Origin of the sequence: Stenotrophomonas maltophilia (assembly GCF_002799155.1) — a bacterium.
In the GTDB taxonomy this organism is placed as follows: domain Bacteria; phylum Pseudomonadota; class Gammaproteobacteria; order Xanthomonadales; family Xanthomonadaceae; genus Stenotrophomonas; species Stenotrophomonas maltophilia_R.
In genome coordinates this window covers 490,814-506,500 of record NZ_NERD01000002.1, presented here as the reverse complement: position 1 = coordinate 506,500, position 15,687 = coordinate 490,814, and the positions used below count along the sequence as shown (strand labels likewise).

The window sequence follows — 15,687 nt, the reverse complement described above, 5'->3', positions numbered from 1 at the left end:
GCGGGATGTCCTCCGCATTGTAGGCCGGACACGCCGGACGCTGCCCGGACAGCGCTCAGTCGCGGAATTCGCTGCGCGTGCCGAACGCGTGCGACAGCGTGCCGCGGTCAACGTATTCGAGCTCGCCACCGAGCGGCAGGCCCTGCGCCAGCCGGCTGGGCTGCACCTTGCGCGCGCGCGCCAGCTGCGCCAGGTAGTGCGCGGTGGCTTCGCCTTCGACGGTGGCACTGGTTGCGATGATCAGCTCCTGCACCTCGCCTTCGGCCAGCCGCTGCTCCAGCTGCTCCAGGCCCAGCTCGCGCGGGCCGACGCCATCAAGTGGCGACAGCCGCCCCTGCAGTACGAAGTAGACACCGCGGAAGCCAGTGGCGTTCTCGATGGCCAGGCGGTCGGCCGGCGATTCGACCACGCACAGCTGGCTGCGCTCGCGGCTGCTGTTGGCACAGGTCGGGCACAGTTCGGTTTCGCTGAAGTCGCGGCATTGCGCGCAGTGGCCGATACGCTCCACCGCCAAAGCCAGGGTTTCGGCCAGGCGCTGGCCACCTTCGCGCTCGCGCTCGAGCAGGTGGTAGGCCATGCGCTGCGCGGTCTTCTGGCCGACGCCAGGCAGCACCCGCAGTGCGTCGATCAATTGTTCAAGCAGGGGTGCGGACACGGCGGCATGCTTTGTAGAGCCGAGCCATGCTCGACTGAGGGCTGGAACCGTCGAACAGTTCGATGCTACGTGGCACCCGCTTGCGCAAGTGCCACGCTGAAGATCAGAACGGCAGCTTCATGCCCGGCGGCAGCTGCATGCCGGCGGTGGCCGAACCCATCTTCGACTTCGATTCGGCATCGATCTTGTTCGAGGCATCGTTGAAGGCGGCGGCGATCAGGTCTTCCAGCATTTCCGGATCGCTGGCCAGCGACGGATCGATGCGCACCTTGCGGCATTCCTTGGCGCCGGTCAGGGTCACGCTGACCATGCCGCCACCAGCGCTGCCGGTCACTTCGATCCTGGCGATTTCTTCCTGGGCCTTCTGCAGGTTTTCCTGCATCTTCTGGGCCTGCTGCATCAGTTGGGCGATATTGCCGCGCATAGTGTCTTACTCGTCAAAAGAACGGATGGAATCGGAAACAACCCGTGCGCCATGCTGTTGGATCAGCACCTGCACTTCCGGGTCGTCCATGAAAACAGCCTCTGCCACCTGCTGCCGCTCGCCACGCTGGCGGTCGGCCCGCTGATGCAGGGTTTCGGCCGGAACGTGTTCGGTTTCCACGGTCTCAACCACGATCTTCGGCGCCTGGCCGAGGGCCTTCTGCAGCATCTCGCCCAGGGCAGCCAGCGCGCGCTCCGAGCGCAGGTATTCAAATCCGGGCGAAAGGCCCAGTTTCAAGGTCCCATGCTGGCAGCTGATGAACGCGGCGTTGGCGGCCAGCTGCCGCGAGGGGCCGCTCAGGCCGCTGTTGGCGACCAGGTCCAGCCAGTCTTCGGCAGTGGCCAGCTCGCTGACACCGTCCTGCGGTGCGGCGGCATGCGCCGGGGCCGGCTCGGCATGTTCGGCCGGGGCAATGGCAATGCCTTCGGCGCGGAACGGGCGCTCGGGCAGCGCAGGCTCGCTGGGAGCCGCGACGGGAGCCGGCGGTTCGTGCCAGGGCGCAGCCATGGCGGCGTCCGGGCCGGACATCTCGGCCGCCAACGCCTCGTCACGCGCCTCGGCTTCGCCGGTGGCCCAGGGCGGCAGGTCGTCGCTTGACTCTGCAGTGACGGCAGGCGCCGGCGCTTCTGCCTCGACCTTCACTGGCGGCGGTGACACGGGCTCTTCCACCGGAACCGGCTCGGGCTCAGGCGTCGGATCCGGCTCCGGTTGCGGGGCCGGCTCGGGTTCGGGTTCAGGTTCGCGTGGTGCGGCCTGCGCGGTGGCAGCCACCTGCGGCGCCACGGTCGGGCTGGCCGAGGTTGCGGCAGCGGCCGGCGTCGCTTCGTGGCTACCGGTACCGGCACCACCACCGGCAGCGTTGCCGCCTGGCGCGCCGCCCATCGCACCGTCGCCCCCCTTCGGCACCGGCGGTACCGCTGCGGCCGGACGGAACGCCAGCATGCGCAGTACCGCCATTTCAAAGCCTGCGCGCGGGCTCGGTGCCAACGGCAGGTCGCGCCGGCCATTCAGGGCCATCTGGTACCAGAGCTGCACCACTTCCGGGCGCAGGCGCTCGGCGAATGCCGCGGCATCCAGGCCTTCCGCGGCGGCGGCGCCCGGCACCAGCTGCTGCACCTGGATGCGGTGCAGCCCTTCGGCCAGCGCTTCCAGCACACCACTCCAGTCCGGCGAGAACTCGGCCAGCGCGGCCACCACCTGCAGCAGGCGCGGGCCATCGCCCTCGGCCAGCGCATCGAGCATCGCCGCCACCTGGGTGCGGTCCACGGTACCCAGCATGGTGCGCACCACGTCCTCGCGCAGCGCGCCGCCGGCATAGGCGATCGCCTGGTCCAGCAGTGACAGGCCGTCACGCAGGCTGCCATCGGCAGCCTTGGCCAGCTGCACGATGGCGCTGCCGTCGGCCTCGATCTCTTCGGCCGCCAGGATGCGGGTCATCTGGCCCTGGATCTGGTCTTCATCCAGGCGCTTGAGGTTGAACTGCAGGCAGCGGCTGAGCACGGTGACCGGCAGCTTCTGCGGATCGGTGGTGGCCAGCAGGAACTTCACATGCTCCGGCGGTTCTTCCAGCGTCTTCAGCAGCGCATTGAACGCCGCCTTGGACAGCATGTGCACTTCGTCGATCAGGTAGACCTTGTACTTGCCGCGCGAGGGCATGTACTGCGCGTTCTCGATCACCTCGCGCACGTCGTCCACGCCGGTGTTGGACGCGGCGTCGATTTCCAGCAGGTCGATGTAACGCCCCGCGTCGATGTCCAGACAGGCGGCGCACTGGCCGCACGGGTCGGCGCTGGTGCCCTGCTCGCAGTTCAGCGACTTGGCGAAGATGCGCGCGATGGTGGTCTTGCCCACGCCACGGGTGCCGGTGAACAGGAACGCGTGGTGGACCCGGCCGCTGTCCAGCGCGTTGCTGAGCGCACGGACCACGTGTTCTTGGCCCACCAGCTCGGCAAAACGCTTCGGACGCCACTTGCGGGCAAGGACGAGATAGGACATCAGGCCACCGTTTTCCATCGGATGTTCCATTGTGCCATGCCTGTCCAGCCCCCTCGCCACCCATTGCCATGGATACGCCCTTGATCGGGGTGCTTGTGTCCGGCCGCGCCGCCCGCTAGAATCTGCGCCCCTGCTGAGGCGTTTGCCGATGGCAGGGATCCGGAGAGGTGTCCGAGTGGTTGAAGGAGCACGCCTGGAAAGTGTGTAAGCGTCTAAACCGCGCTTCGGGGGTTCGAATCCCCCTCTCTCCGCCAGACAAACGCAAAAGGGCCGCCCACAAGGCGGCCCTTTTGCGTTTGTCTGGCGGATGGGATGGGTGGTGAGAAGCCACGCCGGGGTTCGACGGTTCTGCAGGAGCAGAACCGGACCGCCGCAGGCGGGTCCCGAGGAGCAACGCGCATCGGGATCGGGTGCATGGATGCACCCGACAATCCCCCTCTCTCCGCCAGATAACTGAAAAAGGCTGCCCTCTGGGCGGCCTTTTTCAGTTATCTGGCCGGGGACGCGAAGTGCGCTGCACGCGGCTCGCCCAAACCTTGCTGCGCAACGTTCGGGCGCCTCCCCTTGCCGGCCTCTCCCCGCTCCTGATCCATCGGTAGATCCACGCCATGCGTGGATGCCGGGCCGGCCACCCCGCGTCCACGTTCGACGGCCGTTCAACGACAGGACCTGCCCCGCGTCGCGGCACCCCACCCCCTCCCTCACCACTGACCACGCTGTCGCGATGCAACGACACGCTGGCACTCACTGCCTGTTGCTATGCTCGGGGCACAGGGGATTGATGCCCGCCAACGGGCCGGATGAGGAACATCAACATGCGGTATTTCATGACGAAGCTAGTGATCACCTCCGCCTTGCTGATCGGCAGCGGCACCGCAGTCGCACAAGGCGGCGGTGCGGCGCAGTTCGGCGCACTGGGAGGCACGCATGCAGGCAACGCCCTGGCGTGCGGCGCTACCCCGGAACAGGCGGCCAAGCTGCGCGCAAGCCACAAGGCGCAGGCAAAAACCGTGTTCGGTACCGAAGCAGGCTTCGACCAGGCCTATGACACGGCCGAAGCACAGACACAGAAGAAGATCACCGATGCCTGGAAGAAGGGCCAGTACAAGCCCACCAGCGAAGTCTGCAACGAATTGATGAAGCAGGTGCGTTCATGATGCAGACGCACGGATCGACGATGTCCGCAGTGCGCGCGAGCCCCCGCCAGCCGGGTTGCGTCGACGCACGCAGGATGCGGTGAACTGAGCGGTCTGCGCGGCACAGCGGCGCCATGGATCAGCACTCACTCCCGCCGCACCGGTAGATCCACGCAGCGCGTGGATCCACCGCTGGCCCGCTCCCCTTAGAAGCCTACCCGCAGGTTGATCTGCCCGCCGACATCGCGGCGGCCATCACCGTGCTGGCCCTGCACGAACATCGACAGCTGGCTGTTGCGGCCAAGGCCGACCGCCACACCGAGCTGGCTGACCAGCGCATTGCGCGCCATCACCGCACTGTAGACATCGAAGGCATCACCACCGACCGCGAAGCGGTTGCGGCTGGCCACATCAGTGTCACCCGACGCATGCTGCCAGCCCAGGCCGACGGTCAGCTGCGCCGGGAAGCGCTCGCCGCTGCCGACGTCCCAGCGGCCCCGCACGCCCACCGTGCTGACGTCGAGCGTGTCCTTGCCGCCTTCCAGCACCAGTGCGGCACTGCCGCCCTGCTCCACCGCGCGATCACTGTCGACCCAGTGCTTGGTGAACTGCACGTACGGCTGCAGCTGGGTCCTGCCATGGGTCCAGGTCCAGCTGCCTTCGACCTGGGCGATGGTCACGTCCGAATCCTGGCGGCTGTACAGGGTCTGGCCCAGCAGCGGCACTTCACGCGTGGTGCGCGTGCGGTAGTCACCGCGCGACACGCTGCCACCGACCGCAAAGCCGTTGTTCCACTGTCCCTGTGCATACAGGCCGAACGTGTTGCCACGCAGGCGGGCGCGCGAACTGCGATCGTACAGGCGCGTATCCAGCCGCTCGTTGCCGGCCGCCGCACCCAGCACCACATGTTCACCCAGCTGCCAGTCCACGCCCGCCATCAGCGCATTGCGGTTGGAGCGGATCTCATCACCGTTGCCATCGCCATCCTGCTTGAACACCTTGCCACTGCCGGCCAGCCAGGCCGAGGCGCGCTCGCCACGCACGGTCGGCAGCTCACTGCCCAGGCGCTGGCGGATGCCCTCTTCCAGGTAGTTGTCGTACAGCAGCACCGCGCGGCTGGCCGCGTGCACTTCACCGGAGAGCTGGTCGAATGCGCTGCGCGCAGTGCCGGCGTCATACATCAGCACCGTGTTGTACAGGCCCAGCGCCGCGCCACTCTGCGGCAGGCTGTCCAGCGCCGCGGCGGTGTTGTACTGGTTGCGCGTGTTGGCCACGGTAGTGAACGCCGCCGTCTGCGCCACGTCGATCTGCAGGTTGGCGGTGTTGGCGGTGTAGACCGGAGTGACGGAGAGGAACGCCGAGGTGGATCTTCCTTCCGCGAACTGCCCGTTCACCCCACCGCCCGCATTGACCACGGTGTACTGCTGGCCCTGCTGGTAGCTGGTGCTCGGCGAAATGGTGTTCACCTGCACCGTGCTTCCGCCCACGTTGGCGCTGCCGCCCACCTGCACCGTGTCGCTGCCGCTGGCACCGAGATCGATACCCAGCGTGCTGCCCGGCGACAGGGTCAGGTTGCCACCCACCGTGATCGTGCCGGTGCCATTGCCTGCGCCGCTGCCGTTGCCCGGGCCATTGCCCGGCGACAGCACGCCACCACTGGACACCGTCACGCCGCCGCCGGTGCCGCCGATGGTACCGGTGCCGGACAGGGTCGTGCCGCTGCCGATGGTCCACTGGCCGCCGATGGTGCCGGTGACATTCAGGCCACCGCCGGTGACCTGGCCGGTGCCGCTGAAACCACCACTGTTGCCGCCGAGATTCAGGCCACCCGGGCCGGCCTGCACGATGCTGCCGACGCCGGTGATGCTGCCGCCGAGCGTGGTGGTGCCGCCGGTGTTGATCACCAGGCCACCGTTGTTGGTGATGTTGCCGGTGATCGCGCCGCTGGCCCCGCCGTTGCCGATCTGCACGGTGCCGCCGGCATTGATGGTGGTGCCGCCGGTGTAGGTATTGTTGCCGGTCAGGGTCACCGTGCCGGTACCGGCCTGGGTCAGGCCACCGCTGCCGCTGATGGTGCCACCCACCGCGGTGTTGCCCCCCACGTTGAACACCAGGCTGCCGTTGTTGCTGACGTTGCCGGTGATCGCACCGCTCGCGCCACCATTGCCGACCTGCAGCGTGCCACCGGCGTTGATGGTGGTTCCGCCGGTGTAGGTGTTGTTGCCACCCAGGATCAGCGTACCGCTGCCGGCCTGGGTCAGGCCGCCGCTGCCACTGATGGCGCCGCCGACGGTGCTGCTGCCCCCCACGTTGAATACCAGGCTGCCGTTGTTGGTCACAGTGCCGCCGATCGCGCCGGTGGCACCGCCATTGCCGACCTGCAGGGTGCCACCAGCGTTGATGGTGGTCGGGCCGGTATAGGTGTTGTTGCCGGTCACGGTCAGTGTGCCACTGCCGGCCTGGGTCAGGCCGCCGCTGCCGCTGATGGTGCCGCCCAGCGTGGTGTTGCCCGCCACGTTGGACACCAGCGTGCCATTGTTGATGACGTCGCCGACGATCGAGCCGCTCGCACCACCGTTACCCAGCTGCAGCGTGCCGCCGGCGTTGATGGTGGTACCGCCGGTGTAGGTGTTGGTGCCGGTCAGCAGCAGCGTACCGCTGCCGGCCTGGGTCAGGCCGCCACTGCCGCTGATCGTGCCGCCCAGCGCGGTGTTGCCGGCCACGTTGGAAATCAACGCACCGTTGTTGGTGATGTCGCCGGCGATGGCGCCGGTTGTACCGCCATTGCCCACCTGCAGCGTGCCGCCGACATTGATGGTGGTACCGCCGCTGTAGCTGTTGTTGCCGACCAGGGTCAACACACCACTGCCGGCCTGCGTCAGGCCGCCACTGCCACTGATCGCGCCACCGACGGTAGTGTTGCCCGCGACGTCGAAGACCAGGCTGCCGTTGTTGGCGACATTGCCGGTGATCGCGCCGGTCGCTCCACCATTGCCGACCTGCAGCGTGCCTCCGGCATTGATGGTGGTGCCGCCGGTATAGGTGTTGTTGCCAGTCAGGGTCAACGTGCCGCTGCCGGCCTGGGTCAGGCCACCGCTGCCGCTGATGGTGCCACCCAGCGTGGTGTTGCCGGCCACGTTCGACACCAGCGCGCCGTTGTTGATGATGTCGCCAACGATCGCACCGGTCGCACCACCGTTGCCCACCTGCAACGTGCCGCCGGCATTGATGGTGGTGCCACCGGTGTAGGTGTTGTTGCCGGTCAGCACCAGCGTGCCGCTGCCGGCCTGGGTCAGGCCGCCGCTGCCACTGACCACCGCGCCCACGGTTGCCGTCGTGCCCAGGTTGTAGACCAGGTTGCCGTTGTTGGTGATGTCGCCCAGCACCGAGCCGGTACTGCCACCGTTGCCGATCTGCAGCGTGCTGCCACCATTTATGGTAGTGCCGCCGGTATAGACGTTGGCGCCGCTCAGGGTCAGCGTGCCGCTGCCACTCTGCACCAGGCCGCCGGTGCCACTGAGCACGCCGCCGAAGGTGGTGGTGGCGTTGTTGCCGCCGGTGGTCAGGGTTGCACCGCCCAGCACCACGCTGGATCCGGTCACGCCAGCCAGGCCACCGATGCTCTGGCTGCCACCGGCACTGATGTCCAACGTGCCGGCGCCGGCCAGGTTCACCGTGCTGGCACCGGACAGGCTGCCACCGGCCGCCACCGCCATCGTGCCGCTGTTGATCGTGGTGTCACCGCCATAGCTGCTGGTACCGCCAAGAGTGACGGTCGCTGCGCCATCCTTGAGCAGACCACCCGCACCACTGATCGCACCATTCAACGTGAGCGCGTTGCTGCCCGCCAGGGTCAGCGTGCCGCTGCCCAGTTGCACGTTGTTGCCCACGGTCAATGCGGCGGTGCCATCCAGCGTGGCATTGCCGCCCACCGTCAGCGTACCGGTACCCAGCGCACCACCATTGCCCAGTGTCAGGCCACCGCCATTGAGCGCCACACCGCCACTGAATGTATTCGTGCCGGTCAGGGTCTGCACACCCGCGCCATTCTTCACCAGCCCACCGGTACCCGTAATGTCACCAGCGAAGGTCGTGTTCCCTACGCCGTTGAGTGTCAGCGTGCTGCCACCGAGCGCGACCGTGCTGCCGGCAACACCGGCCAGTGACCCGATGCTCTGCGCACCACCGGCAGAAATATCGAACGCCGTTCCAGCGTTGGCCAATGTCACCGCGCCAGTGGATGCCAGGCTTCCTCCGGCGCCAATCGCCAGCGTGCCCGCATTGATGGTGGTACCACCGGTAAAGGTATTGGTACCGGTCAGGGTCTGGGTGCCGGTGCCTTCCTTGACCAGCCCACCGGTCCCCCCCACCGAGCCACTGAACGTGCCATTGGCGGGGCCACCAATGGTCAAGGTGTTGCCGCCCAGGTTCACTGTGCCGTTGCCGATCAGGGTACCGAACTGCTGCGTGCCGCTGCCCGCCGACAGATCGAAGGTCGCACCACTGGCCAGGTTGACGATGCCACTGGCATGCAGGCTTGCGCCAGCGCCCAATGCCAGCGTACCGGCATTGATGAAGGTACCACCGGTATAGGTATTGATACCGTTCAAGGTCAGCGTCGCCGCGCCCTCCTTGGTCAGCGATCCGGTGCCACTCAGGCTGCCGTTGAGGGTGAGGTTGTTGCTGCCGAGCACGGTCAGCCCGGCGTTGAGGACGAAGTTGTTGGCCAGCGTCACCGCGGAGTTCGAATCGAGCGTGGCATTGCCCCCCACCGTGACCGCCCCGGTACCCAGAGCTGCATTGTTGCCGGCCACCAGGCCGCCTGCATTGAGCGCTACACCACCACTGAAAGTGCTGGCGCCGTTGAGGGTCTGCACGCCTGCTCCGTTCTTGATCAGGCCACCATTGCCAGTGATCGCACCGTTGAACGTGCTGTCTCCCGTACCACCCAGGGTCAGCGTGCTGCCGCCCAGTGCCACCGTGCTGTCGGCCACACCGGCAAGCGAACCGATGCTCTGGTTGCCGGCCGAGATGTCGAGGGTACCGGTACCGGCCAGGTTCACCGCACCGGTCGACGCCAGGCTGCCACCGGCGCCGATCGCCAGCGTGCCACTGTTGATGGTGGTGCCACCGGTGTAGGAGTTCGCACCGGTCAGCGTCACGGTGGCCGCACCGTTCTTGATCAGCCCACCTGCACCCGAGATCACGCCACCCAGAGCCAGCGCCTGGCTGCCGAGCAGGTCGAGGTTGGCACCCGATGCAAGGCTGATGTTGTTGGCCAGGCTGACGCTGGTCGATGCATCCAGCGTTGCGTTGCTTCCGACCGTCAACGCCCCGCTGCCGAGCGCCGCGCTGTTGCCGACCACCAGGCCGCCGCCATTGAGGGCCAGGCCGCCACTGAACAGGTTGGCGCCGCCCAGCGTCAGTGCGCCAGCACCGTTCTTGACCAGGCCACCGGTACCGGAAATCGCGCCGTTGAAGGTACTGTTGCCAACGCCACCGAGGATCAGCGTCCGTGCACCCAGGCTCAGCGTTGAACCGGCCACGCCAGACAGTGAGCCGATGGTCTGGTTGGCACCTGCGGTGGAGATATCAAAGCCGGTACCCGCAGCGGCCAGGGTGACCGCACCGGTAGCGGCCAGGCTGCCACCCGGACCAATCGCCAGCGTGCCGGCGTTGATGAAGGTGCCGCCGGTATAGGTATTGGTCCCGGTCAGCGTTTCGATGCCCGAACCGACCTTGGTCAGGCCACCCGTGCCAGCGATCGAGCCACTGAACGTGCCGTTGGTGGCACCACCGACCTCGATCGAGTTGGCCCCCAGGTTGACCGTACCGTTGCCGACCAGGGTGCCGAAGGTCTGCGTGCCGCTGCCCGCGGACAGATCCAGCGTGGCACCGGTGGCGAGATTCACGGTACCGCTCGCCGCCAGGCTGGCACCGGCGCCCAGCGCCAGCGTGCCGGCGTTGATGTTGGTACCACCGGTATAAGTGTTGACGCCGTTCAAGGTCAGCGTTGCGCCGCCATTCTTGGTCAGGCTGCCAGCCCCGGAAAGTATGCCGTTGAGTGTCAGTGCGTTGCTGCCGAGCACGGTCAGCCCGGCATTGAGGGCAATGTTGTTGGCCAGCGTTGCCAGGCCGGTGGTATCCAGCGTGGCAGCACCACCGACAGTCAGCGCCCCCGCACCCAGCGCCGCGTCATTGCCGAGCACCAGCCCGCCTGCATTGAGCGTCACGCCACCGCCAAACGTGTTGGCCCCGGACAACGCCTGTACGCCTGCGCCCACTTTCACCAGGCCGCCGCCGCCACTGATCACGCCGTCGAACGCGGCGTTGCTGGCGGTTCCGAACGTCAATGAATTTCCGCCCAGCGACAGCGTGCTTCCGCCCGCACCATTGAGTGCGCCGATGGTCTGGCTGCTGCCGGCACCGGAGATATCGAAGCCAGCGCCCGCGCCCAACGTGACGTCACCCGCCGCGGCCAGGCTGCCGCCCGTGCCCAGCGCCAGCGTGCCGGCAGTGATGGTGGTACCGCCGGTGTAGGTGTTGGCACCGGACAGCGTCAGCGTGGTAGCGCCGTTCTTGATCAGACTGCCATTGCCACCGACCACGCCCGACAGCGTCAGCGCATTGCTGCCCGGCAACGTCAGTGCAACGCCCGAGCCCAGCGTGACTGCATTGCCGAGCGTCACTGCCGCGCCCGCATCCAGTGTGGTGCTGGCATTCACCGCAAGCGCGCCGGTACCGAGCGCACCATTCGCGCCGACCACCAGGCCACCGCCGTTCAAGGCCAGGCCGCCGCCGAAGGTATTGGTGTTGTTGAGGGTCAGCAGGCCCGCACCATTCTTGATTAGGCTTCCGTTGCCAGCCACCACACCCGCAAGGGTAAGGTCACTGGTGCCGCCCAGCGTCAGCTGGGTTCCGGCACCAAAGTTCACCGCGTTGGCCAGGTTCAGGGGCACCGTTCCGTCCAGGCTGACGTTGCCGCCAATCCCCAGCGCTCCTGTGCCAAGCGCGCCCGCATTGCCCAGCACCAACCCGCCCGCATTGAGCGCCAGTCCACCACTGAAGGTATTGGCGCCGGACAACGTCTGCACGCCAGCGCCGACTTTGATCAATCCACCACTGCCATCAATGGCGCCGGCAAAGCTGCCATTGCTGGCGCCGCCAAAGGTGAGTGACTGCGTACCCAGCGCCACCTGGCTGCCTGCCACGCCGTTCAACGCACCGATGGTCTGGCCGGCACCCGCTGCGCCGATATCCAGCGTCGCACCTGCACCGGCAAGATTTACTGCCCCACCCGCGGCGAGACTGCCACCCGCACCCAGCGCAAGCGTGCCGGCATTGACCGTGGCGCCGCCCAGGAAGGTATTGGCACCGGACAGCGTCAGCGTCGAGGCGCCGTTCTTGATCAGGCCACCGGTTCCCCCCACCACCCCGGTCAGGGTCAGGTTGTTGCTGCCCGGCAGGGTCAGCGTATTGGCGCCCAGGTTCACCGCATTGGTCAGCGAAACCGGGGCGCTCGCGTCCAGGGAAACATTGCCGCCGATGTTCAGTGCCCCGGTGCCAAGCGCACCGTTGGCGCCCACCGATACGCTGCCCGCGTTCAACGCAAGGCCACCGCTGAAGGCATTGCTGTTGTTCAACGACAGCACACCGGTACCGGTCTTGATCAGGCCACCCGTGCCGGTGACCAGACCGCCTAGAGCAACGTCCTCGTTGCTGGCCAGGCTCAGCTGCGCGCCGGCGTCGAGATCGATGGCGTTGCCCAGGCTCAATGCCACCGAGCTGTCCAGGGTCGCGTTTGCACCGACGGCAAGCAGTCCGGTTCCCAGTGCGCCGGCATTGCCCAGCATCAGGCCGCCGCCGTTGAGCACCAGACCGCCACCGAAGGTATTGGCGCCATTGAGCGTAAGGGTGGTGGCACCGTTCTTGATCAGACCACCGGCGCCGGAAACGACGCCACCAAGCGTGACCGCCTGCGTGCCTGGCAACGACAGCAGTGCACCCGCCCCAAGCGCCACATTGTTGGTCAGGTTCAGGGCCGTGCTGCCATCGAGTGATGCATTGCCGCCCACGCTCAACGCGCCCGTACCGAGTGCACCGCTGTTGCCCAGCAGCAGGCTGCCGGCATTGAGGTTCAGGCCACCGCTGAAGGCATTGGTGCCGTTCAAGGTCAGCAGCGAGGCACCGTTCTTGGTCAGGCTGCCGGTACCGGTGATGTTGCCGCCCAAGGTGAGGTTCTGGCTGCCCGGCAACGTCAGTGCTGCCCCCAGACTGATGGCGTTGGTCAGGTTCAGTGCTGCGCTGCCATCGAGCGAACTATTGCCGCTGACCGTCAACGCCCCGCTGCCGATCGCACTGTCGTTACCCAGCAGCAGGCCGCCCGCCGCCAGGTTCAGGCCACCACTGAAGGTATTGGCGCCGGCCAGCGTCTGCACGCCGGTGCCCTGCTTGATCAGGCCACCGGTACCGCCAATCGCGCCGGCGAAGCTCTGGTTGGTGGCATTGCCAAGAGTGAGCGTGCTGCTACCCAGCGCCACCGTGCTGCCTGCGGCGCCAGACAACGCGCCGATGGTCTGGTTGCCGCCAAGCGAGATGTCCAGCTCCGTCCCTGCATTGACCAGATTCACTGCACCGGTGGCTGCAAGGCTGCCGCCACTGGCCAGCGCGACCTTGCCCGCGTTGATCGCCAATCCACCGGTGAACGCGTTGGCACCGCCCAGCGTCAGCGTGGCAGCGCCGTTCTTGACCAGGCTGCCGGTGCCGCTGATGACGCCCCCCAGGGTCAGCGCATTGCTGCCCAGCACGCTGAGAGAGCCCCCGGCACCCAGGTTGATGCCATTGCTCACGCTCAGTGCCGTGCTGGCATCGAGCGTTGCCAGACCACCGACGTTGAGTGCACCGGTTCCCAGCGCCCCGGCATTCCCAAGCACCAGGCCGCCTGCGGTGAGTGACAGGCCACCGCCAAAGGTGTTGGCATTGTTGAGCGTAAGCGTGGCCGGACCGCTCTTGACCAGGCTGCCGGTACCGCCGATCACACCATTGAAGGTCAATGCCTGCGTACCAGGCAGGTTGAGAAAGCTGCCCGTCCCCAGGGTGACCGCGTTGTTGAGCGCCAGCGCTCCTGCGCTGCCATCAAGGCTGACGTTGCCGCCGACACTGAGCGCACCCGTTCCCAGCGCACCGGCATTGCCCAGCAGCAGCCCACCACCGTTGAGCGCAACACCGCCGGTGAAGGCGTTGGCACCGGACAGGGTCTGGGTGCCCGTACCGACCTTGACAAGCGTGCCACCGACACCGCTGATGGCGCCGGAGAAAGTGGTGCTGGTGTTCAGGCCACCCAGGGTGAGAGTGCGTGCGCCCAGGTTGAGCGCACCGGATCCGGCGAGCGAACCGATGGTCTGGTTGGCTGCAACCGAGAGATCAAGGTTGGTCCCTGCGCCCAGCGAGATCGCTCCTGTCGACGAGAGGCTGCCAGCGGCGCCCAGTGCCAGTGCGCCGCCGGTAATGGAGAACGTGCCTGCAAGGGTGTTGGCACCATTCAAGGTCAATGTGCCGGCACCCGCCTTGAACAGATTGCCTGCTCCGGAGATCGATCCATTCAGGCCGAGCCCATTGCTGCCCAGCAGGTTGAGTGTTCCGCCCCCGTTGATGACGAGGTTGTTGCCCAGGTTGAAGTTGGCCGAGGTATCCAGGGATGCCGTGCCGCCGACGGTCAGATTACCGCTGCCGAGCGCCCCCGCATTGCCCAGCACCAGTCCACCGGCATTGAGATTGACTCCCCCGGAGAACAGGTTTGCATTACCGAGCGTGACGATGCCGCTGTTGTTGACCGTGAGGCTGCCAGTCCCTGAAAGCACGCCCCCGAGTCCGAACGCATTGGTCCCAGACAGGGACAGATTGCCACCGAGGCTGAAAGCGTTGGCCAGGCTCAGACCCGCCGTGGAGGAGGCGATGGCACCGCCGTTGGCGGTGAACAGCCCTGTGCCGAAGGAGGCGGCATTGTTGAAGTTGATCAGACCATCGTTGAGCGTCGTCGGCCCGGTCCCGCTCCATGCGCCCTGCAGGTTCCACGTACCGCTGTTGACCGTGAGCCTCTGGAAGTTGAGGTACTGGTTCCAACCCAGCGTGGTCACTGCACCGCCGGTACCGGACCCCGGACCGCTGACGACGTTCTGCAGCACCAGCGTGTTGCTGGCGGCGCCGGCGCCCACGCCGGCATTGACCGTACCGGCGGCGGCGAGCGAAACCGAAATACCACCCAGTGCATCGATTCCCGCCGAGGCCCCGGTCCCGGTTGCCACATTGGACCCGGACACCGCAGTAAACGTATTCCCCTGCGCCGAATCACCGAGATAGACGCTGCCGGTGATCGTGCCACTGTTGTTGACTGAGTTGCCCAGCGTCGAGCCGGCCAATCCGACCCGTCCGGTGATCCCGCCGCTGTTGCTCAGAATCGTCTGCGCGCCACCGTAGCTGACGATGGCCGGCGCGTCGGCCGTGCCGAGTCCGCCCAGCAGGAAATTCATGTTGACGGTGCCGGCATTGTTGATCGTGGTGACACCGCCTGCGCCATTCTGCACGGACAGCGCGCGGCCATTCGCGCCCAGCAGGGAGCCGATATCAATGAAACCCTGAAGCGTGCCGGTCGCGCTGTTGGTAACGCTGATCGCCTGGCCACTGGCATTGCCAAGCACCGCGCCGGAGGCAGCAAAGAGACCGACATTGGTGCCGATCGTGCCGTTGTTGGTGAGCTGGATGCCGTTGCCGCTCAGCGTCATCGAATTACCCAGGCCAGCGGTACTTCCTACATTCGCGCCAGCTGCCACGGTCACCTGGACGCCGTTGGTGGCGTCCGCAAAATTATTGGTGGTTCCGGTGCAGTTGATTACCGGCCCCGGGGTCGTGCACGCCGCAAAGGCCGAACCACTGGCCAGCGTGGTGGCCAACGCCAGCGCCAGCTGGTGCGCCCGCAATCGCGGCAGCCGCTTCACGTAAACCGCGCTTCCACCAGGATTCTGGGCGACCTCCGAAGCAACCTGCATTACGCCGAGGGCGCGATTGAAAACCAGACGGTAAATGCGGTTCATCGGTAAATCTCCCTGAAAAGACCGGATGGCACTGCAGGCAGTTTTTTGAAGACGATGCGACCCATCCCGGTTCCCGACACGGAAACAAGGGCTGGCGGCATTAACTCCTGAAAATCTTCACATCTTCACGCGATCGCACCCAGGACAGGTGCGCCAACGTTTCCGTCAAGGCGAAAACTCCCCGATTTCGCCTGACGAATGGCGGCACTGTGCGACCGACGGCGCCAGTGCGATGTGAATCACGCTCGTTATTTTCATGACGCACGTCAAATAAAACGGGCGGACAAAATGATTTGCCGGAAATGCATATACCTGCGACGGGCGGGG

The 15,687-nt window shown here is 66.5% G+C and carries 5 protein-coding genes and 1 tRNA gene; 2 read left to right on the top strand and 4 right to left on the bottom strand.

Annotated features, from left to right (window positions below):
* Window positions 1–55: 55 nt before the first annotated feature.
* The 3 genes from recR to dnaX all read right to left on the bottom strand — a co-directional run bounded on the left by recR (window position 56) and on the right by dnaX (window position 3,152).
* A complete protein-coding gene (gene recR, locus B9Y82_RS02850; RefSeq protein WP_005415496.1) occupies window positions 56–655 on the bottom strand; it encodes a recombination mediator RecR in 600 nt (199 codons plus the stop codon).
* A gap of 103 nt (window positions 656–758) precedes the next feature.
* Entirely contained in the window at window positions 759–1,079 is a 321-nt protein-coding gene (locus B9Y82_RS02845) for a YbaB/EbfC family nucleoid-associated protein (protein ID WP_010483846.1), read from the bottom strand.
* A 6-nt stretch (window positions 1,080–1,085) separates the two neighbouring features.
* A complete protein-coding gene (dnaX, locus tag B9Y82_RS02840; protein WP_100471451.1) occupies window positions 1,086–3,152 on the bottom strand; it encodes a DNA polymerase III subunit gamma/tau in 2,067 nt (688 codons plus the stop codon).
* A 143-nt stretch (window positions 3,153–3,295) separates the two neighbouring features.
* Between dnaX and B9Y82_RS02835 the strand changes: the two genes are divergently transcribed.
* A tRNA-Ser gene (locus B9Y82_RS02835) sits at window positions 3,296–3,388 on the top strand.
* 573 nt (window positions 3,389–3,961) lie between these two features.
* Window positions 3,962–4,291 (top strand): hypothetical protein, encoded by a 330-nt coding sequence (locus B9Y82_RS02830; RefSeq protein ID WP_157804587.1) that lies wholly within the window; start codon window positions 3,962–3,964, stop codon window positions 4,289–4,291.
* A 185-nt stretch (window positions 4,292–4,476) separates the two neighbouring features.
* Here B9Y82_RS02830 and B9Y82_RS02825 read toward each other — a convergent pair whose 3' ends face one another.
* A complete protein-coding gene (locus B9Y82_RS02825; RefSeq protein WP_100471449.1) occupies window positions 4,477–15,360 on the bottom strand; it encodes an autotransporter-associated beta strand repeat-containing protein in 10,884 nt (3,627 codons plus the stop codon).
* Window positions 15,361–15,687 lie beyond the last annotated feature (327 nt).